24 protein-coding genes and 1 tRNA gene are annotated in these 24,196 nt (G+C 56.1%); 21 read left to right on the forward strand and 4 right to left on the reverse strand.

Annotated features, from left to right (window positions below):
• Window positions 1–2: 2 nt before the first annotated feature.
• The 5 genes from rbsK (at window position 3) to AC07T0_RS28805 (ending at window position 3,189) form a co-directional block, all read left to right on the forward strand.
• A complete protein-coding gene (gene rbsK / locus AC07T0_RS28785) occupies window positions 3–923 on the forward strand; it encodes a ribokinase (RefSeq protein WP_495004369.1) in 921 nt (306 codons plus the stop codon).
• Complete coding sequence (rbsD, locus tag AC07T0_RS28790) at window positions 920–1,324, forward strand: D-ribose pyranase (RefSeq protein WP_495004370.1); 405 nt, start codon at window positions 920–922, stop codon at window positions 1,322–1,324. The genes rbsK and rbsD overlap by 4 nt, the downstream gene beginning before the upstream one ends.
• A gap of 28 nt (window positions 1,325–1,352) precedes the next feature.
• Window positions 1,353–2,381, forward strand: coding sequence for a nucleoside hydrolase (locus AC07T0_RS28795; RefSeq protein ID WP_495004371.1), 1,029 nt, complete (start codon window positions 1,353–1,355; stop codon window positions 2,379–2,381).
• Between the two features lie 4 nt (window positions 2,382–2,385).
• The gene (locus AC07T0_RS28800; protein ID WP_495004372.1) at window positions 2,386–2,691 is read left to right on the forward strand and encodes a hypothetical protein; all 306 of its coding nucleotides are present in this window, start codon (window positions 2,386–2,388) and stop codon (window positions 2,689–2,691) included.
• Window positions 2,692–2,862: 171 nt separating this feature from the next.
• Window positions 2,863–3,189 (forward strand): I78 family peptidase inhibitor, encoded by a 327-nt coding sequence (locus AC07T0_RS28805; RefSeq protein ID WP_495004373.1) that lies wholly within the window; start codon window positions 2,863–2,865, stop codon window positions 3,187–3,189.
• Between the two features lie 72 nt (window positions 3,190–3,261).
• Here the strand turns inward: AC07T0_RS28805 and AC07T0_RS28810 are convergent, their stop codons facing one another.
• A complete protein-coding gene (locus AC07T0_RS28810; RefSeq protein ID WP_003179963.1) occupies window positions 3,262–3,474 on the reverse strand; it encodes a cold-shock protein in 213 nt (70 codons plus the stop codon).
• A gap of 293 nt (window positions 3,475–3,767) precedes the next feature.
• On the reverse strand, window positions 3,768–4,067 hold the full coding sequence (locus AC07T0_RS28815) for a hypothetical protein (RefSeq protein WP_495004374.1): 300 nt from the start codon (window positions 4,065–4,067) through the stop codon (window positions 3,768–3,770).
• Window positions 4,068–4,440: 373 nt separating this feature from the next.
• Here AC07T0_RS28815 and thrS point away from each other — a divergent pair, with 373 nt between their 5' ends.
• The 16 genes from thrS (at window position 4,441) to AC07T0_RS28895 (ending at window position 22,856) form a co-directional block, all read left to right on the forward strand.
• Window positions 4,441–6,363 (forward strand): threonine--tRNA ligase, encoded by a 1,923-nt coding sequence (gene thrS / locus AC07T0_RS28820; RefSeq protein WP_495004375.1) that lies wholly within the window; start codon window positions 4,441–4,443, stop codon window positions 6,361–6,363.
• On the forward strand, window positions 6,363–6,914 hold the full coding sequence (gene infC / locus AC07T0_RS28825) for a translation initiation factor IF-3 (RefSeq protein WP_177103717.1): 552 nt from the start codon (window positions 6,363–6,365) through the stop codon (window positions 6,912–6,914). The genes thrS and infC overlap by 1 nt, the downstream gene beginning before the upstream one ends.
• A gap of 60 nt (window positions 6,915–6,974) precedes the next feature.
• Window positions 6,975–7,169 (forward strand): 50S ribosomal protein L35, encoded by a 195-nt coding sequence (gene rpmI / locus AC07T0_RS28830; RefSeq protein ID WP_002553160.1) that lies wholly within the window; start codon window positions 6,975–6,977, stop codon window positions 7,167–7,169.
• A 29-nt stretch (window positions 7,170–7,198) separates the two neighbouring features.
• Window positions 7,199–7,555 (forward strand): 50S ribosomal protein L20, encoded by a 357-nt coding sequence (gene rplT / locus AC07T0_RS28835; RefSeq protein ID WP_002553161.1) that lies wholly within the window; start codon window positions 7,199–7,201, stop codon window positions 7,553–7,555.
• Between the two features lie 110 nt (window positions 7,556–7,665).
• Window positions 7,666–8,682: a phenylalanine--tRNA ligase subunit alpha gene (gene pheS / locus AC07T0_RS28840; protein ID WP_495004376.1), complete on the forward strand. Its 1,017-nt coding sequence runs from the start codon at window positions 7,666–7,668 to the stop codon at window positions 8,680–8,682.
• A 35-nt stretch (window positions 8,683–8,717) separates the two neighbouring features.
• Window positions 8,718–11,099, forward strand: coding sequence for a phenylalanine--tRNA ligase subunit beta (pheT, locus tag AC07T0_RS28845; protein ID WP_495004377.1), 2,382 nt, complete (start codon window positions 8,718–8,720; stop codon window positions 11,097–11,099).
• 3 nt (window positions 11,100–11,102) lie between these two features.
• Window positions 11,103–11,405, forward strand: a complete 303-nt coding sequence (gene ihfA, locus AC07T0_RS28850) for an integration host factor subunit alpha (RefSeq protein ID WP_002553164.1) — start codon at window positions 11,103–11,105, stop codon at window positions 11,403–11,405.
• The gene (locus AC07T0_RS28855; protein WP_017128239.1) at window positions 11,386–11,742 is read left to right on the forward strand and encodes a MerR family transcriptional regulator; all 357 of its coding nucleotides are present in this window, start codon (window positions 11,386–11,388) and stop codon (window positions 11,740–11,742) included. The genes ihfA and AC07T0_RS28855 overlap by 20 nt, the downstream gene beginning before the upstream one ends.
• A gap of 91 nt (window positions 11,743–11,833) precedes the next feature.
• A tRNA-Pro gene (locus tag AC07T0_RS28860) sits at window positions 11,834–11,910 on the forward strand.
• 192 nt (window positions 11,911–12,102) lie between these two features.
• On the forward strand, window positions 12,103–14,883 hold the full coding sequence (locus AC07T0_RS28865; protein ID WP_495004378.1) for a type I restriction endonuclease subunit R: 2,781 nt from the start codon (window positions 12,103–12,105) through the stop codon (window positions 14,881–14,883).
• Complete coding sequence (locus AC07T0_RS28870; RefSeq protein ID WP_495004379.1) at window positions 14,880–16,625, forward strand: restriction endonuclease subunit S; 1,746 nt, start codon at window positions 14,880–14,882, stop codon at window positions 16,623–16,625. The genes AC07T0_RS28865 and AC07T0_RS28870 overlap by 4 nt, the downstream gene beginning before the upstream one ends.
• Window positions 16,626–16,627: 2 nt before the next feature.
• Window positions 16,628–18,361, forward strand: coding sequence for an AAA family ATPase (locus tag AC07T0_RS28875; RefSeq protein ID WP_495004380.1), 1,734 nt, complete (start codon window positions 16,628–16,630; stop codon window positions 18,359–18,361).
• An 810-nt stretch (window positions 18,362–19,171) separates the two neighbouring features.
• Window positions 19,172–20,644, forward strand: a complete 1,473-nt coding sequence (locus AC07T0_RS28880; RefSeq protein ID WP_495004381.1) for a class I SAM-dependent DNA methyltransferase — start codon at window positions 19,172–19,174, stop codon at window positions 20,642–20,644.
• A 32-nt stretch (window positions 20,645–20,676) separates the two neighbouring features.
• The gene (locus AC07T0_RS28885) at window positions 20,677–21,669 is read left to right on the forward strand and encodes a restriction endonuclease (protein WP_495004382.1); all 993 of its coding nucleotides are present in this window, start codon (window positions 20,677–20,679) and stop codon (window positions 21,667–21,669) included.
• Window positions 21,670–22,027: 358 nt separating this feature from the next.
• Window positions 22,028–22,471 (forward strand): hypothetical protein, encoded by a 444-nt coding sequence (locus AC07T0_RS28890; RefSeq protein WP_495004383.1) that lies wholly within the window; start codon window positions 22,028–22,030, stop codon window positions 22,469–22,471.
• Between the two features lie 214 nt (window positions 22,472–22,685).
• Complete coding sequence (locus AC07T0_RS28895) at window positions 22,686–22,856, forward strand: YhfG family protein (protein ID WP_495004384.1); 171 nt, start codon at window positions 22,686–22,688, stop codon at window positions 22,854–22,856.
• 258 nt (window positions 22,857–23,114) lie between these two features.
• Here the strand turns inward: AC07T0_RS28895 and AC07T0_RS28900 are convergent, their stop codons facing one another.
• Both AC07T0_RS28900 and AC07T0_RS28905 read right to left on the reverse strand, forming a co-directional pair.
• On the reverse strand, window positions 23,115–23,483 hold the full coding sequence (locus AC07T0_RS28900; protein WP_103499240.1) for a type II toxin-antitoxin system RelE/ParE family toxin: 369 nt from the start codon (window positions 23,481–23,483) through the stop codon (window positions 23,115–23,117).
• Window positions 23,484–23,485: 2 nt separating this feature from the next.
• Window positions 23,486–23,776: a type II toxin-antitoxin system ParD family antitoxin gene (locus tag AC07T0_RS28905; RefSeq protein ID WP_040066196.1), complete on the reverse strand. Its 291-nt coding sequence runs from the start codon at window positions 23,774–23,776 to the stop codon at window positions 23,486–23,488.
• Window positions 23,777–24,196: the final 420 nt, after the last annotated feature.

Raw genomic sequence — 24,196 nt, forward strand, 5'->3', positions numbered from 1 at the left:
GTATGCAAGCAAAAGTAGTGGTGGTGGGCAGCCTCAACATGGACCTGGTCACCCGCGCCGAACGCCTGCCGCGAGCGGGTGAGACCCTGGTGGGTCAGTCGTTCGCCACGGTCTCTGGCGGCAAGGGCGCGAACCAGGCCGTGGCGGCCGCGCGCCTGGGTGCCACGGTGTCGATGATCGGCTGCGTGGGTGACGATGCCTACGGTGCGCAACTGCGCGATGCGCTGCTGGTCGAGGGCATCGATTGTCAGGCGGTCACGGTGGCGCCGGGTGTGTCCAGTGGTGTCGCGCTGATCGTCGTCGATGCCAGCAGCCAGAACGCCATTGTCATCGTTGCTGGCGGCAACGGTTGTCTTTCCCCCGAGGTGCTCAAGGGCTTCGATGCGCTGCTCCAGGAGGCGGATGTGATCATCTGCCAATTGGAGGTGCCGATGGAAACCGTCGGCTACGCCCTCAAGCGTGGGCGCGAGCTGGGCAAGATCGTGATCCTCAACCCGGCGCCGGCCAGCGCGCCGCTGCCGGCCGACTGGTACGCCTCGATCGACTACCTGATTCCCAATGAAAGCGAAGCCTCGGCCCTGAGTGGCCTGCCGGTGGACTCCCTGGCGAGTGCCCGGGCGGCCGCCACCCAGTTGATAGCCGCCGGGGCCGGGAAGGTGATCGTCACCCTTGGTGCTCAGGGCTCGTTGTTCGCCGATAGTCAGGGTTCTGCGCATTTCCCCGCGCCCAAGGTCAAGGCCCTCGACACCACGGCGGCCGGCGACACCTTTGTCGGCGGTTTTGCCGCGGCGCTGGCGCAAGGGCAAAGCGAGGCCGAGGCGATTCGCTTCGGCCAGGTTGCGGCGGCGCTGTCGGTGACCCGTGCCGGTGCCCAGCCGTCCATTCCCCACTTGTCCGACGTACAAGGTTTCAAATCGCCATGAAAAAAACACCTTTGCTCAATATTGCCCTGTCGCGCCTGATCGCCTCCCTGGGTCATGGCGACATGCTGGTGATCGGCGACGCCGGTCTGCCGGTTCCGCCGGGCGTGGAACTGATCGACCTGGCCCTGACTCAGGGCATTCCCGACTTCATCAGCACCCTGCGCACAGTGCTCAGTGAAATGCAGGTCGAGAGCCATGTGCTGGCCGAGGAAATCCTGCTCAAGCGGCCAGCGGCCCTGGAACACCTGGAGGCGCTGAACGCCGAGGGCGCCATGGGCCAGCGCCGGCTGCTCAGCCATGAAGAATTCAAAGTGCTCAACCGTCAGGCCAAGGCTGTCGTGCGCACCGGCGAATGCCAGCCTTACTGCAACATCGTGCTGGTGGCCGGCGTTACGTTTTGACTGTTCTTTCTTGCACAAGGAGTGCGCCATGCAACGCTATGCTCAGATCTTGCAATGTTGGTTTCGGAGTCTGCTGATTTTGTCCTTCCTCACGGCTACAGGCGCCCAGGCGGCGGAAAAAATCGACCTGATCATCGACACCGACCCGGGGGCCGACGACGTGGTGGCGCTGCTGTTCGCCCTGGCTTCGCCGCAGGAGCTGCAGATTCGCGCGCTGACCACCGTGGCCGGCAACGTGCGCCTGGACAAGACCTCGCGTAATGCTCGCCTGGCCCGCGAGTGGGCAGGGCGCGAAGACGTGCCGGTATATGCCGGTGCGCCCAAGCCGCTGCTACGCACACCGATCTATGCCGAGAATATCCACGGCAAGGAAGGCCTCTCCGGGGTCACCGTGCATGAACCCAAGGCGCCTCTGGCCAAGGGCAACGCGGTCAGCTACCTGATCGAGACCCTGCGCGCGGCCAAGCCCCACAGCATCACCATCGCCATGCTCGGGCCGCAGACCAACCTGGCGCTGGCCTTGATCCAGGACCCCGAGATCACCCAGGGCATCAAGGAAGTGGTGGTGATGGGCGGTGCGCATTTCAACGGCGGCAATATCACCCCGGTGGCTGAGTTCAACCTGTTCGCCGACCCCCAGGCCGCCGAAGTGGTGCTCAATAGCGGTGTCAAGCTGACCTACCTGCCTCTGGACGTGACCCACAAGATCCTCACCAGCGACGAGCGCCTGAAGAGGATCGCGGCACTGAACAACAACGCCAGCCAGGTGGTCGGTGATATCCTCAACGAATACGTCAAGGGCGACATGGAACACTACGGTATTCCTGGCGGCCCGGTACACGACGCCACCGTCATCGCCTACCTGCTCAAACCCGAGCTGTTCAGCGGACGTCAGGTCAACATGCTGATCGACAGCCGTGAAGGCCCGACCTTCGGCCAGACCATCGTCGACTGGTACGACGGCCTGAAGCAGCCCAAGAACGTGTTCTGGGTCGAGAATGGCGATGCCCAAGGCTTCTTCAACTTGCTGACAGAGCGTCTGGCACGCCTTAAGTGATTACATGCAAATCGATCTGAACAACCCCGACAGCCTGACCCTGGACGCGGTGCGCCAGATGCTCGCGGCGGCCAGCGATGAGGTGCATACCCAGCTGCGCGTGACGCGCTCGGGGCTGGCCTATATTTCCTCGGGGATTGTCGGTGGCGCGCAGATCGACGACCTGCTGTTCCGCCTGGAAACCTGGGCGGCCGGCTCCGGCTACGTCGGCAAGGTTGCGGCCGCCGACGAGGTCTGGGTCATGCAGGTGTTCAATGCCCTGAAGCAGAACTGGCCCAACCCGCCCTTCGATTACATCGACGTCTACTGAGCGACAGCGCTCGTTCATATTCAGTCACGATTCCCCGGAGAAGTCCTCCGGCAGGTCAGGCAGACTTGTCGACTGCGGCTGTCGGAATCGGATGATCTGGCACCTTGCGTGCAACCAATGCCGCAAATCGCGGTCGCACGCACTCTACTTATTTTATTTGAAGGAGGCTTCATGCCTTGGAAGCTTGCATCCCTGGGGACGCTGTTGGCCCTATCGGTACTGGCGGGTTGCACCACCTCCGAGTCCTCCGCGGCTAAAGCGCCAGCCAAGGACTCGGGCACTCAGACCCCCTACGATCGCTGCGAAGCCAAAGGCGCCGATTTCACCATCGGCCAGACGGCCTCCGCCGCATTGCTGGAGCAGGCCCGCAGCCGTAGCGGCGCGCAGAGCGCGCGGGTCCTGGGGCCTAACGACATGGTGACCCTGGAGTACCGTTCGGACCGTCTGAACCTCAACACCGACAGCAGTGGCAAAATCATTCGCGCCAACTGCGGCTGAGGCCTTCGGGCTTTTGTAGCGCCCATAAAAAACCCCGTCGCATGGACGGGGTTTTTTCAGTTCGCGGAAAACTTACTCCGGACGAACCTGTGCAGCTTGCATACCCTTTTGGCCTTTCTCAGCCACGAAGGAAACGGTCTGGCCTTCTTTCAGGCTTTTGAAACCGTCGCTTTCGATAGCTTTGAAGTGTACGAACAGGTCGTCACCGCCACCTTGAGGAGTGATGAAGCCGAAGCCTTTTTCATCGTTGAACCATTTTACGGTGCCGGTTTGGCGATTAGACATGGTGTATCTCCAAGAAACATATATTTTCAGTAGTACTGTGCTGCTCAGGCCAACTGGGCACACAGGGCTATCATAGTCGAAATGTTCGACTTGGGAGCCCCCCCCAGCAGCGGTTTGCCCGTCAGTCGCGCTTTCTTTAGCCGCTTTATTGGCTGGAGGCCCCGGTTTTAAAGGCTTTCACTAGAAACGACAGCCCCTAAAAAAACCCATAAAAGCTGCGTAAAGATTGATAAAAATCACCTTTTCGGGCGGTTTTCACCCGATCTGAGGCGCAAAAGTCCCAGGGTGGCGGGTTACTTCTGCACCTTGCAGACGGCGATTTCGTTCAAGGCGCGGGTCTGTAGGTCCGCAGGGGCCGGCGTCTTGGCGTTCATCAGCTGGGTAATTTCCTGAGTGGTGAATTTCTTCTCCAGGACATCGGCGCCGCAGGTGCAATGCTGCTTGGCGACGGTGGCGTTGACGCTCTGGCTGGCCGCGCCAACGCAGTCTTTCATGTAGCTGGCTTTGGCGCCGGCGGGCCAGGCGGCCTGTGCGCTCAGTGGCAACAACAGGGCGAGCGGGGCGGCAAAGGCGAAAAGATGAATCAGGCGCATGTTCGAATACTCCTTGAAAACGGGTGAATACCATGTTGCTTGGCATTTGAGGGGCAGAGCGGGGGGCAAGTTCACCCCGGGGCACAAAACCCCCGCGACTTTAGCAGTTTGTGAACGAGGCGATGACCGTTCATCTGTGCTAGCATCCCCGACTTGGTTATTTTTGGTATTGCAGTCGTGTTTCGCGCTCGATACCGTGCCATCAAACCTTTTTTTGAACTCCAGTCACTCTGGTTCGTTTCCGGTTGGCCTTACGGCTCCTGCCACTGTGCGGCAGGCGTTTTTCATTAAACGGCTGGACGAGTCGCGTACTGGCTGCTCATCCCAACCCACGTGACCTTTGGTAGGGGTCACCACTAGGAGAGGAGGCGCCATGCCCACTATTACTCTTCCCGACGGCAGTCAACGTTCGTTCGATCACCCGGTTTCCGTAGCCGAGGTCGCCGCTTCCATTGGTGCTGGCCTGGCCAAGGCCACCGTGGCCGGCAAGGTCAACGGCAAGCTGGTCGACGCTTGCGACCTGATCAACAGCGACGCCACCCTGCAAATCATCACGCCCAAGGACGAAGAGGGGCTGGAGATCATTCGCCACTCTTGCGCGCACCTGGTTGGCCACGCGGTCAAGCAGCTGTACCCAACGGCAAAAATGGTCATCGGTCCGGTCATCGATGAAGGCTTTTACTACGATATCGCCTACGAGCGTCCGTTCACCCCGGACGACCTGGCCGCGATCGAGCAGCGCATGCAACTGCTGATCGAAAAAGACTACGACGTGATCAAGAAGGTCACGCCGCGCGCCGAAGTCATCGACGTGTTCACCCAGCGTGGCGAAGACTACAAGCTGCGCCTGGTCGAGGACATGCCGAACGAGCAGGCCATGGGTCTGTACTATCACGAAGAATACGTCGACATGTGCCGTGGTCCGCACGTGCCGAACACCCGCTTCCTGAAATCCTTCAAGCTGACCAAGCTGTCCGGCGCCTACTGGCGCGGCGATGCCAAGAACGAACAGCTGCAGCGCGTCTATGGCACCGCTTGGGCCGACAAGAAGCAACTGGCCGCTTACGTTCTGCGTATCGAAGAAGCGGAAAAACGCGACCATCGCAAGATCGGCAAGCGCCTGGGCCTGTTCCATACCCAGGAAGAAGCGCCGGGCATGGTGTTCTGGCACCCGAACGGCTGGACCCTGTACCAGGTGCTCGAGCAGTACATGCGCAAGGTGCAGCGTGACAACGGCTACCTGGAGATCAAGACCCCGCAAGTGGTCGATCGCTCCTTGTGGGAGAAGTCCGGGCACTGGGCCAACTACGCCGAAAACATGTTCACCACCCAGTCGGAAAGCCGCGACTACGCCATCAAGCCGATGAACTGCCCGTGCCACGTACAGGTGTTCAATCAGGGCCTGAAGAGCTACCGCGAGCTGCCGATGCGCCTGGCCGAGTTCGGTGCCTGCCACCGTAACGAGCCATCGGGTGCGCTGCACGGCATCATGCGCGTGCGCGCCTTCACCCAGGACGACGCCCACATCTTCTGCACCGAAGAGCAGATGCAGGCTGAATCCGCGGCGTTCATCAAGCTGACCATGGATGTCTACGCCGACTTCGGCTTCAAAGACATCGAAATGAAGCTGTCTACCCGCCCTGAAAAGCGCGTGGGTTCCGACGAATTGTGGGATCGCGCCGAAAGCGCACTGGCTGCCGCGCTCGACAGCGCCGGCCTGCCGTACGACCTGCAGCCGGGCGAAGGCGCCTTCTACGGTCCGAAAATCGAATTTTCGCTCAAGGACTGTCTCGGTCGCGTGTGGCAGTGTGGTACCCTGCAGCTCGATTTCAACCTGCCGATCCGTCTGGGCGCCGAATACGTGTCCGAAGACAACAGCCGTAAGCACCCGGTCATGCTGCACCGGGCGATCCTCGGCTCCTTCGAGCGTTTCGTCGGGATTCTGATCGAACACTACGAGGGTGCGTTCCCTGCCTGGCTGGCGCCAACCCAGGCCGTGATCATGAATATCACGGACAAGCAGGCTGATTTTGCCCTCGAAGTGGAAAAAACTCTGGCCGAAAGCGGATTTCGTGCCAAGTCCGACTTGAGAAATGAAAAGATCGGCTTTAAAATCCGCGAGCATACTTTGCTCAAGGTTCCCTATCTTTTGGTTATCGGAGATCGGGAAGTCGAGATGCAGACTGTCGCTGTGCGTACTCGTGAAGGTGCTGACCTGGGCTCGATGCCCGTCGCCCAGTTCGCCGAGTTCCTCGCGCAAGCGGTTTCCCGGCGTGGTCGCCCAGATTCGGAGTAATTACTATTAAGCGTGAAATGAGACAAGATAAACGAGCTGCACCGAAGGCCCCGATCAACGAGAATATCTCGGCACGCGAGGTTCGGTTAATTGGCGCTGATGGCGAGCAGATTGGCATCGTCTCGATTGATGAAGCGCTTCGGATTGCCGAAGAAGCCAAACTGGATCTGGTGGAGATTTCCGCCGATGCAGTGCCACCCGTCTGCCGGGTGATGGACTACGGCAAGTCGATTTTCGAAAAGAAAAAGCAAATTGCTGCTGCGAAGAAAAACCAGAAGCAAGTGCAGGTTAAAGAAATCAAGTTTCGTCCAGGGACGGAGGAAGGGGATTACCAGGTAAAACTGCGCAACCTGGTACGTTTCCTGAGTGATGGGGACAGGGCCAAGGTTTCCTTGAGATTCCGCGGTCGTGAGATGGCCCACCAGGAGCTGGGGATGGAACTCCTCAAGCGGGTTGAAGGTGACCTGCTCGAGTACGGTTCGGTCGAACAGCATCCTAAGATGGAAGGACGCCAGCTTATTATGGTCATCGCCCCGAAAAAGAAGAAGTAACCACCAGGGCACGGCAGGCCTTGCGGTTATGTTTATCAACTGAATGCGGAGTATCCGAACATGCCAAAGATGAAAACTAAAAGTGGTGCTGCTAAGCGGTTTCTGAAAACTGCTAACGGCATCAAGCACAAGCACGCTTTCAAGAGCCACATCCTGACCAAAATGTCGACCAAGCGTAAGCGTCAACTGCGCGGTAGCAGCTTGCTGCATCCGTCTGACGTGGCAAAAGTCGAGCGCATGCTGCGCCTTCGTTAATTTTGGTTCAAGAATAGAGGAAGTAACTCATGGCTCGTGTAAAGCGTGGCGTCATTGCCCGTAAGCGTCACAAAAAGATTCTGAAACTTGCAAAAGGCTACTACGGCGCTCGCTCGCGCGTATTCCGTGTTGCCAAGCAAGCGGTCATCAAGGCAGGCCAATACGCCTACCGCGACCGTCGTCAGAAAAAACGTCAGTTCCGCGCTCTGTGGATCGCTCGTATCAACGCCGGTGCACGTGTTAACGGTCTGTCCTACAGCCGTTTCATCGCTGGCCTGAAAAAAGCGTCCATCGAGATCGACCGTAAGGTTCTGGCTGATCTGGCTGTGAACGAAAAAGCTGCGTTTGCTGCGATTGTCGAGAAAGCTAAAGCCACCTTGGCTTAAGTACCCCCCGACAATCACTGGGCCTTGCCTTTGTGAGGCCCGGTGTTAAACGTCATAAATAGGGGAAGAGCCTTAAAGCTCTTCCCCTATTTCGTATCTGGAGTCTGTACATGGAAAACCTGGACGCGCTGGTCTCTCAAGCTCTCGAGGCTGTGCAAAGCGCTGAAGATATCAATGCCCTGGAGCAAATCCGGGTTCACTACCTTGGCAAGAAAGGTGAATTGACTCAGGTGATGAAGACCCTGGGCAGCTTGCCGGCAGAAGAGCGACCGCAAGTCGGTGCGCTGATCAACGTCGCCAAGGAGCGTGTCACAGAGGTTCTCAATGCGCGCAAGGCGTCGTTCGAGGAGTCGGATCTCGCCGCCAAACTCGCCGCCGAGTCCATTGACGTGACCCTGCCTGGCCGCGGCCAGACCTCCGGCGGACTGCATCCGGTTACCCGGACTCTGGAACGTGTCGAACAATTCTTCACCCACATCGGCTACGGCATCGCCGAAGGTCCCGAGGTGGAAGACGATTACCACAACTTCGAAGCGCTCAACATCCCAGGCCATCACCCGGCCCGGTCGATGCATGACACCTTCTATTTCAATGCCAACATGTTGCTGCGCACCCATACCTCGCCGGTTCAGGTCCGCACCATGGAATCGAAAAAGCCGCCGATCCGCATCGTCTGCCCAGGCCGTGTGTACCGTAGCGACTCGGATATCACCCACTCGCCGATGTTCCACCAGGTCGAAGGCCTGCTGGTCGATCGCGACATCAATTTTGCCGACCTCAAAGGCACCATCGAAGAGTTCCTGCGGGTGTTCTTCGAAAAGGAACTGGCGGTGCGTTTCCGTCCGTCCTACTTCCCGTTCACCGAGCCGTCCGCTGAAGTCGACATGGAATGCGTGATGTGCAGTGGTAAGGGCTGCCGCGTCTGCAAGCAGACCGGCTGGCTGGAAGTCATGGGCTGCGGCATGGTTCACCCGAACGTGCTGCGCATGTCCGGGATCGATCCGGAAGAGTTCCAGGGCTTTGCCTTCGGCATGGGCGTTGAACGCCTGGCCATGCTGCGTTACGGCGTGAACGACTTGCGCCTGTTCTTCGACAACGACTTGCGGTTCCTCGCGCAATTTCGCTAGGTCGCGACCCGTAACGAATCTATTAGGAGAGCAGGATGAAATTCAGTGAACAATGGCTGCGTGGCTGGGTAAGCCCGCAAGTGAGCCGCGACGAGCTGGTTGCTCGTCTGTCCATGGCCGGTCTTGAGGTCGATAGCGTGACGCCGGCCGCCGGCGCGTTCAGCGGCGTGATCGTCGGTGAAGTCCTCAGCACCGAACAGCACCCGGATGCCGACAAACTGCGCGTGTGCCAGGTCAGCAATGGTTCGGAGACCTTCCAGGTTGTCTGCGGCGCGCCGAACGTGCGCCCGGGCCTGAAGATCCCGTTCGCGATGATCGGTGCCGAACTGCCTGGCGACTTCAAGATCAAGAAGGCCAAGCTGCGCGGCGTCGAGTCCAACGGCATGCTCTGCTCGCAAGTCGAGCTGCAGATCGGCGAAGACAACGATGGCCTGATGGAACTGGCGGCCGATGCGCCGGTGGGCGAGGACATTCGTGTCTACCTGAACCTGGACGACGCCAGCATCGAGGTCGACCTGACCCCGAACCGTGGCGACTGCCTGTCCCTGGCTGGCCTGGCCCGTGAAGTCGGCGCGCTGTATGCCGCTCCGGTCACCCGCCCGGTGGTACCGGCCGTACCTGCCGTGCATGACGAAGTCCGTTCGATCGAAGTCCTGGCGCCGGCCGCTTGCCCGCGTTACCTGGGTCGCGTGATCCGTAACGTCGACCTGTCGAAGCCGACCCCGCTGTGGATGGTCGAGCGCCTGCGTCGTTCCGACGTGCGCAGCATCGACGCCGCCGTCGACATCACCAACTACGTGATGATCGAGCTGGGCCAGCCGCTGCACGCTTTCGATCTTTCCGAGATCAATGGCGGCATCCGCGTGCGCATGGCCGAAGAGGGCGAGAAGCTGGTGCTGCTCGACGGTCAGGAAGTCACCCTGCGTAGCGATACCCTGGTGATTGCCGACCACACCCGCGCCCTGGCGATTGCCGGCGTGATGGGCGGCGAGCACAGCGGCGTCAACACCGCGACCACCCGCGACATCTTCCTCGAAAGCGCGTTCTTCGATCAGATCGCCGTCGCTGGCAAGGCCCGCTCCTATGGCCTGCACACCGATGCCTCGCACCGCTACGAGCGTGGCGTGGACTGGCAACTGGCCCGTGAAGCCATGGAGCGCGCCACTGGCCTGCTGCTGGAAATCACCGGTGGCGAAGCCGGCCCGATCATCGAAACCGTCAGCGAAGCGCACCTGCCTTCCATTGCCCCGGTGACCCTGCGTGCCGAGCGCATCACCCAGATGTTGGGCATGGAGATGGACGCGCCGCAGGTCGAGCGCCTGTTGTCCGGCCTGGGCCTGGGCATTGTTGCCAGCGGAGCAGGGCAGTGGCAGGTAGAAGTGCCAAGCCATCGCTTCGATATCAGCCTGGAAGTCGATCTGATCGAAGAGCTGGCGCGCCTGTACGGCTACAACCGCCTGCCGGTTCGTTACCCGCAAGCCCGCCTGGCGCCACAAGCCAAGGCTGAAGCCCGTAGCAGCCTGCCTGAACTGCGTCGTCTGCTGGTGGCCCGCGGTTACCAGGAAGCGATTACCTACAGCTTCATCGATCCGAAGCAATTCGAACTGTTCAACCCGGGCGTCGAGCCGTTGCTGCTGGCCAATCCGATCTCCAACGACATGGCGGCCATGCGCTCGTCGCTGTGGCCGGGTCTGGTCAAGGCGTTGCAGCACAACCTGAACCGTCAGCAGGATCGCGTGCGTCTGTTCGAAAGCGGCCTGCGTTTTGTCGGTCAGCTGGAAGGCCTGAAGCAAGAGCCGATGCTGGCTGGCGTGGTCTGCGGTAGTCGTCTGCCGGAAGGTTGGGCACAGGGTCGCGACACCATCGACTTCTTCGACGTCAAGGCTGACGTGGAAGCGCTGCTGGGCTTTGCCGGTGCACTGGATTCGTTCACCTTCGTGCCGGGCAAACACCCTGCGTTGCACCCGGGTCAGACCGCGCGCATCGAGCGGGAAGGGCGTCTGGTCGGTTTTGTCGGCGCAATCCACCCCGAATTGTCGAAAACCCTCGGTCTCGACCGTCCGGTCTTTGTTTTCGAGCTGGTACTGGCTGAAGTGGCCTTGGGAAAAATGCCTAAATTCAGCGAGCTGTCGCGTTTTCCTGAAGTGCGTCGTGACCTGGCGTTGCTGGCGGACAAGGGCGTGGCTTCCAGTGCCGTGTTGGACGTAATTCGTGAAAATGCAGGTGAATGGCTCACAGAGCTCAGGCTCTTTGACGTCTATGAGGGTAAAGGTATTGATCCGCATAGAAAAAGCCTTGCAGTTGGCTTGACCTGGCAGCATCCATCGCGCACTCTTAATGACGATGAGGTGAATTCCACGACGCAAAATATCCTCACCTCGCTCGAAACCAGGTTGAACGCCACGTTAAGGAAGTGACGTATGGGGGCTCTGACGAAAGCTGAAATGGCGGAACGTCTCTACGAAGAGCTGGGTCTGAACAAACGGGAGGCCAAGGAATTGGTCGAACTGTTTTTTGAAGAAATCAGACACGCTCTCGAAGACAACGAGCAGGTCAAACTGTCGGGTTTCGGCAATTTTGATTTGCGGGACAAACGCCAGCGGCCTGGCCGCAATCCAAAAACGGGAGAGGAAATCCCGATCACGGCTCGCCGTGTGGTCACCTTTCGTCCAGGGCAGAAGTTGAAAGCCCGAGTTGAGGCCTATGCTGGAACCAAGTCATAACGACGAGCTTCCGCCGATCCCAGGCAAACGCTACTTCACCATTGGTGAAGTCAGCGAGCTGTGTGCGGTAAAACCGCACGTGCTGCGTTACTGGGAACAGGAGTTTCCTCAACTCAACCCCGCCAAGCGTGGTGGCAATCGCCGGTATTATCAGCGCCATGACGTGCTGATGATCCGGCAGATTCGCGCGTTGCTGTACGACCAGGGGTTCACCATCGGCGGGGCGCGCCTGCGTCTCTCCGGCGATGAGGCCAAGGATGACAGCACCCAGTACAAGCAACTGATCCGCCAGATGATCTCCGAATTGGAGGATGTGCTGGTGGTGCTGAAGAAGTGATTCAAGGTTTTAAAATACTTTGACATTTCAAAAGCTTGCGGTATATTTCTCCTCGCTTCCACAAGAAGCAAAACCCAGTTTCACGCCTAGTCGGGGCGTAGCGCAGTCCGGTAGCGCACTAGCATGGGGTGCTAGGGGTCGAGTGTTCGAATCACTCCGTCCCGACCATATATTTTTTGGAAAATCCAAGCACTTAACGGTGCTTGGATTTTTTTGTTTTCGCCGTTTTTCTGGCGGGCTCGGGGTGGGTGTCCTGATTGTCAATTGAGATTATCTTGCTCAGACTTCGGCAATACTTGAGGCAGCTTGCTTGATGCTGCTTAAAATTCAATGGCGCGGATAATCGCAGGGACTCGTACAGTGACGCCAGAATCAAAAGCCCGTCAGCAAATTGATCAAAAACTCGAACAAGCCGGCTGGGTCATTCAGGACTTGAAGCAGCTCAACCTATCAGCAGGTATAGGTGTGGCCGTGCGCGAGTTCCCCACCGATACCGGCCCGGCTGATTATATGCTGTTTGTGGGGCGCGATGCTGTGGGCGTGATTGAGGCGAAGAAGGATGCGGCCGGCGAGAATATCTCAGTCTCCGAGAGCCAGACTGGGCGATATGCTACAGCTAATCTCAAATGGCGCAAAGACAATGCCCCTCTGCGCTTTCTGTTCGAGGCCACTGGCCAGATCATCCGCTTTACCGATAGCGCCGATCCGGCTCCGCGTTCGCACGAGATCTTCCACTTCTTTAAACCAGATACCCTGGCTGCGTGGCTAGCACAGCCTGAAAGCCTGCGTCGTCGCTTGGCTGAGCAGATGCCAGCACTTACTGAGCGAAACCTGCGCGATTGTCAAGTTAGTGCTGTCACAGGGTTAGAGAGGTCGCTTGCACTCAACAAACCTCGTGCGCTGGTACACATGGCCACTGGAGCGGGGAAGACCTTCACTGCTATTACCTCGGTCTACCGTCTACTTAAGTTTGGCGGTGCTAAACGCATTCTGTTCTTAGTAGACACCCGGAATCTCGGTAAACAGGCGCATCAGGAGTTCATGGCCTACATGCCTCCTGATGATGGCCGGAAGTTTACTGAGCTCTACAACGTGCAGAGGCTCGCGTCTTCCCATATCGACCCGCATTCGCAGGTGTGTATCAGTACCATCCAGCGGATGTATTCAATTCTGAGTGGTGTGCTCATTGATGAGTCGGTCGAAGATGTTTCGCTTAACGAAGTGCAACAAGTCACTAAGCAGGAAAAGCTCGTTTGCTATAATCCTGTGGTGCCGGTGGAAAGCTTCGACTTTGTCATCATCGACGAGTGCCACCGTAGTATCTACAACCTGTGGAAACAGGTGCTTGACTACTTTGATGCCAGCCTGATTGGTCTTACCGCCACGCCTGACAGGCGAACTTTTGGCTTCTTCAACGAGAACATCGTGGCCGAGTACACTTACGAGCAATCTGTCGCTGATGGTGTGAACGTTGGCTATGACGTGTACGAGATCGAAACCGAAATCACCAGGAAAGGCTCCAAGCTGAAAGCTAAAGAATGGGTGGATCATCGCGACCGGCAGACTAGAAAGAAGCGTTGGAGCGAAACCGAAGAAGATACCGTCTACACCGGCAAAGAACTCGACCGATCAGTTGTGAGCGTGAGCCAAATCCGCCAAGTGATTAGGGCCATGAAAGCTGCGGTGGAAACACAGATTTTCCCAGCGCGAAACGAAACGCCCAAGACGCTCATCTTCGCCAAAACCGATAGCCACGCCGACGATATCATCAACATCGTGCGGGAGGTCTATGGGCAAGGGAATGCCTTTTGCAAAAAGGTTACATATCGCGCCGAAGAAGATACCGATAGCATCCTCGCCAGCTTCCGAAATGACTACAATCCGCGGATTGCCGTTACGGTAGACATGATTGCCACCGGCACTGACGTCAAACCATTGGAAGTGCTGCTGTTCATGCGCGACGTCCGTAGCAAAGGTTATTACGAGCAGATGAAAGGCCGGGGGGTGCGCTCGCTTGATGGAGACAGTCTAAAGCGTGTCAGCAATAGTGCTGATGGCGCCAAAACCCGCTTTGTGCTGATCGATGCGGTTGGTGTGGAAAAGTCGCTGAAAACCGAGAGTCGTCCACTAGAAAAAAAACCAGGTGTGGCGTTGAAAGACTTGCTGCAAAGCGTGGCGATGGGAAGCCGCGACGACGACACCGTACTTTCATTGGGCAACCGCTTGGTGCGTCTTGCTAAACAGCTCGATATTAAAGCCCAAGTACGCATCGAAAAAGCTTCGAGTGGCATCTCTGTTTCGGAATTGGGTAAAGGCCTTATCTCTGCGCTAGACCCAGATGCTATTACGCAAACTGCACTGGCCGCGGCAAAAGTGAATGGTATCACCCGTACTGAGGATACCCTGTTACCCATTGAGCTTGAAGCTGCCCGCACCGTGCGTGTGGCTGCTGCCTGCGCCGCTTTTGACAAGCCTGAACTGCGCGACGAAATCGAAAGCGCTCGTCGCGAACGCGAACAGCTCATTGATCACATTAATCTGGATCAGGTGACCTTCTCGGGCTTTTCCGAGCAGGCCGAAGTGCGGGCCAAAGTCGTCATCCAAAGCTTTGCAGATTACATTGCAGCCCACAAAAATGAAATTACGGCGCTTGATTTTTTCTACCAGCAACCCTATCAGCGTCGTGCGCTAACTTTCGATATGATTGAAGAGTTACACGAACATCTGAGCAAGCCGCCGTTGATGCTCACCACAGAGCGGTTATGGAGCGCCTATTCGCGTGTGCAGTCTAGCCAGGTAAAAGGTGCAGACCGCAAGCGCCAGTTGACCGATTTGGTCTCGTTAGTGCGTTTTGCTTTGGGGTTGGAGCGCGAACTCATACCCTTTACCGATGAGGTGGACAAGCGTTTCCAGCAATGGATCTTCCGTCACAATGCACAGCGCGGGACAGTCTTTAGCCTCGAGCAAACTGAATGGCTGCGTCTGATGAAAGACCACATAGCAGGTAGTTGCAGTATCTGTCGTGGCGATTTTGATTACGCCGAACTGGCTGATAAGGGTGGTTTGCAAAAAGCCTGGGGCTTGTTTGGAAAAGATCTGGATGTGCTGATGAATGAAATGAATGAGGAGTTGGTTGCGTGAGTGAATTGAATCAAGGCTTGCTCGCCTCGTTGGGTGAGTTAGCGGATGAGCCAGTCGATCAAATGGGGCCAACCGGCGAGTTCACCTACGTTGATATTAGTAGTATTGACCGCGAGTCTAAGAAGATAGCAAACGCAAAGCAATTGTCGCTAGCACAGGCACCTCTTCGCGCAAAACAAGTATTAAAAGCTGGTGATGTTTTGGTATCTATGACTCGACCAAATTTAAATGCGGTTGCACTTGTCACAGAGCAGTTTGATGGTGCAATCGGCTCTACGGGTTTTCATGTGCTCAGGTCTCGTTGGCTTCGTCCCGAATTTGTGTTTGCATTGGTGCAAACACAAGATTTTATTGATGCGATGTCTGCGGTCGTTCAAGGTGCTCTTTATCCCGCAGTAAGACCCCGTGATATTTCTGCATACAAACTATCGTTTGAAATGCCTGCGCAGCAAACCCGCATCGTCGAGAAACTCGAAGAACTGCTCTCAGACCTTGATGCAGGTGCGGCAGAACTTAAGGCAGCACAAAAGAAACTGGAGCTGTACCGCCAGTCGCTGCTCAAAGCAGTGGTAGATGGCTCGCTCACCACTAAATGGCGATCACAGAGCGCGCCCACAAAGTCTGGCGCACAACTACTGGAATGTCTCCTCACCGAGCGCCGCGCCCGCTGGGAAGCCAAGCAGCTTGCCAAATTCGTGGAGCAAGGAAAAAAACCGCCTAAAAACTGGCAACAAAAATACCCCGATCCGGTGCAGCCTGACGTGACCGGCTTACCGACATTACCGGAGGGGTGGGTGTGGGCGAGTTTGGATATGCTAGGTGAGATAGCTTCAGGAGTCGCTAAGGGCACGAAGCGTGACACCAATGTTGTCGTTCGTGAAGTGCCCTATTTGCGTGTGGCCAACGTGCAGAGGGGCTTTCTCGATCTGACAGAAGTAAAGACCATTCTCGCCACAGAACGGGACATTGCTGAACTGACCTTGCAGAACGGTGATGTGTTGTTCAATGAGGGCGGAGATCGCGACAAGCTGGGCAGAGGATGGGTGTGGCGCAATCAAGTAACTGAGTGTATTCATCAGAACCACGTATTTAGAATGCGACCTTACCTCGTTGAAATTCAACCTGAGCTTATCTCCCATCATGGTAATACCTTTGGAAAGCTTTGGTTTCAAAATGCGGGGAAACAAACCACTAATCTCGCCTCCATCAACATGACTATGTTGAGAAGTTTTCCTGTGCCGGTTGCACCAGTGGAGGAACAGTTGGAAATCTTGGAGCAGGTCCGAACTCAGCTTGAACATTTGACCGATCAAGAGCGCGCCGTCGCGCTGGCGTTGAAGTATTCCGCTGCGCAACGCCAAAATATTCTCCGAGCCGCCTTTGCCAGTCAACTGGTGCCGCAAGACCCTAAAGCTGAACCAGCTAGTGTGCTGCTGGAGCGAATTCGCGCAGCGCGTGTAGAACGTATGAGGCAACCCAAAGTACGTAAAACTAAGCAAGAAATAGGGGTTTCCGCTGTGGTTAGCAAGCTGATCGAAGTACTCGCTGAGGCGGACGACTGGATGCCGGCGCAAGAGGCCTTTCGCCGTTGTGGTGTAGCTGATGGCGCACTGACCGATCAAATAGAAGCACTCTACGCAGAGTTGCGCGTCTTGGACAAGGCTGGCCTCTTGGCGGTGGAGGTTGTAACCGATAACCACGGTCGCAAGTTGCACGACCGCCTGAAATTGTTGGTGGGTTGACCATGCGTTTAGATAAGCTAATCATCGGAAGTGCCAAGGATAGCCTGACACACCAGTTTAAAAACCTGAAGAACGTCGCCATCGACTTCGATCAGGATCACTGGGTTACGGTGGTCATCGGTTGGAACGGTACAGGCAAATCCAACGTACTGGAGGCGTTGGCCATTATTTTTCGCGACCTTATTGCCAAGAAGCGAACACCTGCATTCGCTTTTAAACTTAGTTATCGCATGGGGGCAGGCGATTCCCTTCGACACATTCACATCGATGCTGACCCGGACCGCGAAAAGGACTCATTGCTCATTCGAGTTACTGATGCCCGGCAGATTAAGCAAAATGAACAGGTTAACAGTCTGCTCGATCCAGATAATGATTCGGGTACCTTGCCAGCTGGCCAGCCGGTCAAGCTCACCGCATTCTTAAATGCGGATACGGAGTATCTGCCTCGCTACATTTTCAGCTACTATTCGGGTGAGAGCCCGCGTATGCACGAGGTGTTCCGCCCCTACCTGGAAAGTTATGACAGTAAGTTGCGTAACGGAGAAGATCCTGGTCTGAAACGGTTGTTCTATGCCATGCCGGTGCATAGTCAGTTTGTACTGTTGGCCTTCCTAATTCAACAATCTGATGTTGTTCGGGAGTTTCTTGATGATCACCTGGGGCTTGATCCCAATGAGGGCATTGAGTCAGTGCTATTCGTGTTGCGGCAACCACCATGGAAGTCGAAAACCACCGATGGCGATCCGCGTTTTTGGAATGCGCGCGGCGTGGTGCGCGATTTCTTGTCTCGTCTTTATGACATCGCTTTGGCTCCTATTGAAATTAGCCGGCAGGTGCCCACATCGATTTGGAACAAGACAACGCTCCAGTTCAAATATCTGTATGTAAAGGACATTGCTGCTCTGCGTAGCTTGGTTGGTAATCAAGCTCCGGCGCAGTTCTTTCGGGACCTTGAAAGCACCTATGTCTCCGAGCTAATCGAGGAGGTGCGCATTCGCGTGCGCCTTAAGAAAAACGACGGCAGCGTGACATTCCGCGAATTGAGCGAAGGCGAGCAGCAGTTGCTGACGGTGTTGGGCTTGCTACGCTTTACGTCTGAGGACGAAAGCCTGTTTTTGCTGGATGAGCCGGATACACATTTGAATCCACGCTGGAGTGTGGACTACATCTCATACCTGAAAAAATTCATCGCTAGCGGCACACGACAGGAGGAAACAAGCCACATTTTGCTGACGACGCACAATCCGTTGGCTATTGCCGAACTAGACCGTGAACAGGTGCAGATACTACGGATGCGTAAGCAAGATGAGCATCGTCAAATTGTGGCGTGCTACCCGGAGATGGCGCCACGTGGTATGGGTTACGCAGCAATTGTCACTAGTGATATGTTTGGTATTTCCTCGTCTCTGGATCAACCGACCCAAGAACTATTGGAAACGCAGCGTGCGTTTGCTTCCAAGGAGGCGCTCACAGTCGAGGAGCAGGGGAGGCTGGATGTCATAAACTCCCAGTTAGACCGGCTTGGCTTTCGCTTCTTCCACCCTGACGATGAGTACTCTCGTTACTTGCGGTTACGTAATGAGCTGCTCGTTCAGCAGTTTGAAACGGAGCAACCTGGAGAACTCGCCAAGCATGTGGTGCAAATGCCTCGAGCGGAACGTGAAGCGCTTGCCAAACGTCTTATTGCCGAACTACTCGTTGACCGAGCAATGCCAATCGGAGGGGCGGATTCTTGAGGTACGTAGACCGCTCAAAGTTGGTTAAGCCAACTGGTTGGATACAGCGTGCCCAAACCGCTGCTCAAGCTGTCGCAAATGGGACGGACTCCAATTATTATTCCAATGTTTGGCGTGAACTCAAGGATGGTCTGGCGGGACTTTTGCATGATAAATGCTGGTACTGTGAAACACCCGTAGACCGATCAGACAACGCGGTGGATCATTTTCGTCCCAAGAATCGTGTTAGCGATGCAGTAAACCTTCACACTGGTTACCGTTGGTTGGCCTTTGATGAGAGTAATTATCGCTACGCGTGTACCTTTTGCAACAGTAGAAGAAAGGACCTTGACAGTGGGACGGTAGGCGGAAAGGCAGACCGTTTTCCATTGATCAATGAAGCGCAGCGCGTCTACTCCGCTGGCTCAGTCGCTCAAGAGCAGCCTTTACTCCTTGATCCCTGCGAGGTGTCTGACTGGCGTCTGCTCGGGTGCCACCAAGAGAATGGCCAACCTTGTGCCGCTAGTACAGATCCCGTGGCCAAGCAACGTGCAGACGCCTCCATTGAGATCTATCACCTTCATTACGAGCCGACCTGTAAGAGACGACACACCATTGCGGTTCAACTGATGTCGGATGTGGATGAAGGCAAACGTCTTTTCGAACTGGTTATTCATGACCCGAGCCGTGCATCTGACTTTAAGACTGTGGCTGCACGATTGCACCGTACCATAGACCGTGATTCGCCCTATAGCGGGGACATGCGCTTTCTCCTACGTGGTCAGCGCAACGACGCGCACCCTTGGATACAAGAATTATTAGAGGCCTGATATGAACACAAGCACATTGGTCCAGAAAGTCTGGAACTTTTGCCACACCCTACGCGATGACGGTGTGGGTTACGGTGACTATCTGGAACAGCTCACTTACTTGCTGTTCCTGAAGCTGGCGCACGAATATGCGCAGGAGCCATACAATCGCGATACGCATATCCCAAAGGGCTATGGCTGGGCCAGCCTGATCTCTAAGGCGGGCGAGCCGCTGGAAGCACATTACCTAGCCACCCTACACAAATTGGGGCAGGAGGGGGGCATGTTGGGTGCGATATTTTTTAAAGCACAAAATAAGATCCAAGACCCAGCCAAACTCTCACGTCTGGTGCAACTGATCGACGCGGAAAACTGGATCAGCCTGGATGCCGACACTAAGGGCGACCTGTATGAGGGGCTGCTGCAAAAGAATGCTGAGGACACCAAAAGCGGCGCCGGTCAGTACTTTACCCCGCGGGCTTTGATCGAAGCAATGGTGGCCTGTGTTCGTCCCGAGCCTATGAAGACCATTGCCGACCCGGCATGCGGTACGGGCGGATTTTTCTTGGGCGCTTACAGCTGGTTGACTCGCCCCGGCGCGAAGCTCGACAAGCGCCAAAAGGAGTTTTTGCGCGACAAGACTTTTCACGGTAATGAGATCGTGCCGAATACGCGTCGTATGTGCCTGATGAATCTGTTCCTACACAATATCGGGGAGTTGGACGGTGAGCCTTCGGTAGAGCGGTCAGACGCATTGATTAGTGAGCCCAGGAAGAAGGTAGATTACGTGTTGGCCAATCCGCCCTTCGGAAAGAAGAGCAGCATGACCATCACCACTGGAGACGGTGAAGAAGACAAAGAGGCTCTGACTTACGAACGGCAAGATTTCTGGGAAACTACCTCGAACAAGCAGCTCAACTTTTTGCAGCACATCGTAAGTATGCTGAAAGTGGATGGAAAAGCTGCTGTGGTCTTACCAGATAACGTACTATTTGAAGGCGGAGCGGGTGAAAAGATACGCCGTAAACTGCTGGAAAATTGTGATGTGCATACGGTGTTGCGTTTGCCCACTGGCATCTTTTACGCGCAGGGTGTCAAGGCCAATGTAGTGTTCTTTGACGCAAAACCTAAGGACGGGCAGATCCACACCAAAGGTATCTGGTTCTATGACTTGCGCACCAATAAACACTTCACACTAAAAACGCGCACTCTAAAGTCGGACGCCTTGCAGGATTTCATCACCCGCTATAACCCGGAAAACCGCCATCAGCGCATGGAAACCGAACGCTTCAAATTCTATAGCTATGAAGAAGTGATGGCCCGTGACAAGGCTAGTCTTGATATCTTCTGGTTGAAAGACGATAGCCTCGACAATCTTGATGACCTGCCGCCGCCTGATGTGCTACAGCAGGAGATCATTGATCATCTCGAAGCCGCTTTGCTTGCGTTTCGTGAGGTTTCTTTGAGTCTGCCCCGATCTGAAGTGGGTGATTGATTTTGATGATGGTGTGGCGCTGAGGGGATAAGATGGCTCGGATGTGGATGGTGAGAGGCGAAGCTGGGAGCCTATACGACTCTTTTCGGGAGCGAGAAGTGGCCGCAATCGGGTGGAGCCAGCTGGCCGCCCATGCGAAGCCCGGCGTTGGGCGCAAACAGTTAATCGCTCTGTACCAATCGGCTGAGCCTCAGATGAAACAGGGCACGGTGATTTCGGGTGCCTCGCAAGTGTGGCGCTTCGTTAACGAGATTCAGGACAGTGATTGGATAATTACTTACTCACCTGCCAATCGTCTCTATCTGGTCGGCAAGGTCAAGGGACCGGCCGAGCACCATTCTGAATGGGCTGAGCAAGGCATGTCGCTGGTGCGCAAGGTGCAGTGGCAGCAGGAGGAGTTGCCGCGTGACAATTTGGGCACCAGTACCAAGAACAGCCTGGGTTCGACTTTAACCTTGTTCGAGGTGCCTTCCAGTGCTGCAGCCGAAGTAATCGCCGCGTTGAAGGGTAAACCAGTACTGCAAGTGGAAGACGAGGCTGAAGAAAGTATCGCTGATCCGTTGGCTGACATTGAGTCTCAGGCGTTGGAGCGAATCAAGGATCGAGTAAATGAACTCGACTGGGATGAGATGCAGCAGCTGGTTGCAGGGATCCTTCGTGCGATGGGCTACAAAACTCAGGTTTCGCCACCAGGTTCCGACCGTGGCAAAGACATCGTCGCCTCACCCGATGGCTTCGGCTTTGAGCACCCGCGCATTGTCGTGGAGGTCAAGCATCGTAAGGGGCAGATGGGTAGTCAGGACATCCGCAGCTTTCTTGGTGGGCGGCACAAGGATGATCGGGGTCTTTACGTTAGTACGGGAGGTTTCAGCAAAGACGCTCAGTATGAGGCTGATCGTGCATCCATTCCATTAGCGATGTGGACGCTGGACCATGTAGTGCGGGCTTTGATTGAGCACTACGACGCTACTGACGCGGAGACCAAACGCATCGTCCCACTGAAGCGACTGCATTGGCCTGCATGAATTAGTAAATTCCACGGCGGGCTCAACAGCGCTCAATCGGCACGAGAAATTGCCTGCCGAAAAATCTCATATTTCCCACACGTTTCAGGCATGGGAGGATATTGCGTGCGCTATCCGCCAAGGCTACTGTTCGACTGTCGCTGCAAATTCAGCGATACGGGTTTCGCAGCCCGGTCGTAAACAGGCGCACAGCGCCGCGAAAGCGGCTTCTTTGTATTCGCGTTATGGCGAGCTGTGCGCAGGAGGCTTCGGCCTGCCGGGTTCCTGTTTACCTGGTCTGCGAACCTGCGCTCAGTTCGCCACCCTTGCGTCGCAGCGAGGATGGATGAGCTCCTTTTATTTAAACAGGAGATTCACCATGGCTAAGAAAATCACTCCCGATCCACCCCCGATTCGCAAAGCCCTTAGCACCGCCGACAGGGCTATGTACCTGCGTAAACTCTCTGATATCCCATCCAGCGAATCCGAGCCGGCCCCGACAGACATCCCCCGTTTGCTCGATACCCTCGCGTTCACGTGCTCCAAGCCCGTCACGCCCGAAGCCCCATACAAACCCACACTATTCGCCATCCAACCCGGGGTAAGCGCCCAGGACGCCCTGACCTACGTTTCGAATCTACTCGAAACGGCGGAACTCAATGGTGATGAAATCAGCCTGCACACCAACCCCGTCGAACGAGCGCTGTTCTGGGGCATGCTGCATTCGGTGGAGGTAGCGCGGGCGGTCGTGGATGCGCTGCTTGAGGGGGCGTCCCCATCCCGTCAGCTATCGTCCGCGTTGGACAACCTTCCGATTGATTGAGGTCGTTGCGCTGAAAGAGATCAAGCACTTGGCAGCTTGATCTCTTTTTCGTAAGGGCCCGGGCAGAGCCGTGTGCCAACGTCTGGCACACGGTTGGCTTGATCATCTAGTTGTCAGGTCGATCAAACCTTGCTTGCCCGAACACATCTCACTTGGGTTCTGCGCAGTATGATCGACATTTAATTGCTCGAACAACGCAATTGAGGTCCAGCGTATGGGCACTATCAGTCTTGAAGCCAAGAAGGCCTATGCGGCCAAGACTCGCCAATCGAACTACGCGGCCAGTCTGCGTCTGGAAGGCTTCAAAACTACCCTCGCGGATGGTGAGAGAAGCCTACCCTCGCGGATGGTGAGAGAAGCCTACCCTCGCGTGAGGAGGTCCTGAAGGCTTTCTCCAAGAACAGAGCCTGATGCCTGGTAGGGTGGGTCAGTTTTCAATCGGTGTTGGTGAAGGCTTCGACGGGGATGGCTGTATCGCGGCTCTGACCTATCTTCTGGTGTGTAGCAGGCGCAGAAGGGATTGAACCTCCAGGTACATGCGCAGGAACGTGCAGGGACACTTGCTCCGGCGGGGAAGCCTTTCCCGCGCAGGCCTGTAAGGTGAATAGGGGGATCTGAGCTGGTATTTCATGGCTATGCGCCGCTAACTACCCTTCAATTCCAGCGTAAGGTGCTGCCTGACTTCCATTGCGTCATGCAGTATCCGAACGATCTCAATGATCTGGTCATCCGCCAATCTATAGAAAACGATATGCCGCGGCCTCTGTACGGTGCCAGTGGCCGTTGCAGCTTGGTTGCGCACATAGGTCAGATGAAAGCTTCTCAGTCCCACTGAAAGTTCATCTCTAGGGTTGCTACCCACCCTGTTTGGCGTTTCCGCAAGGTCTTCGATTGCTGCGCGTATAAGCGCTTGGTACCTGACCCTGGCATGTGAGCCAAACTGTATGTGGGAGTACCTTAGAACATCCTCGATATCACTGAGGGCCGTATGAGAGAGACGGTACTTCCCCATGCTCAACGGTTCTTGGTAGGGGAGAGGGCAGCTCGTTCGCCGATGTCAGCCAGAAGCTCTCCCAACTGGTCACCGCCAATCTCGATGAAACGACCCCGCTCCAGGTCCATCAGTCCTGCTGAAGTGGCATGACGCAAAGCATCGAGCTTGGCCAGTTCTTCAGCTTCACGCTGCTCCAGCAGACGAAGCCCTTCGCGCATGACTTCGCTGGCGTTCTGGTATCGGCCGGAGACAACCAGGTCGTTGATGACCTGGTCCATGTGATCAGTGAGAACGACATTTCGCGTAGCCATGTTGTGCTCCAGGAACAAATAACGCTGCTGCGGATGTTGGCATATTATGCCATCGCATTGGCTCATGCCTAGTTTGAGTCTGGAATTCATGCTGGAGGGCCTCTTGCAAGATTTGTCAGGGTGATGGATGGAAAACGGAAAATGGCCCTGCCTGATCATGGATGGAGGGCAGGGAGCGGACCTCAAAGGCCACTCCTGTCGGGGGATACACCGTTTGGGTCAGGGCACGTTTGTCAGCTTCTGCGCTGGCGGAGTAAGGAAGGCGTTGTGGAAACCCGTTGCAGCAGATGTTGGGCATAGCTGCTCTCCCAGATTTAAGAAACAGAACTCGGAGAAGCGTTGCGTAAGCGTCCGCCCAACACACCTTGCGTGATTAAACGGGCGCCCACCTGTGCGGCAACAGCTCGGTTATCTCACTCG

The sequence above is a fragment of the Pseudomonas sp. GW821-FHT04D07 genome (assembly GCF_059420225.1).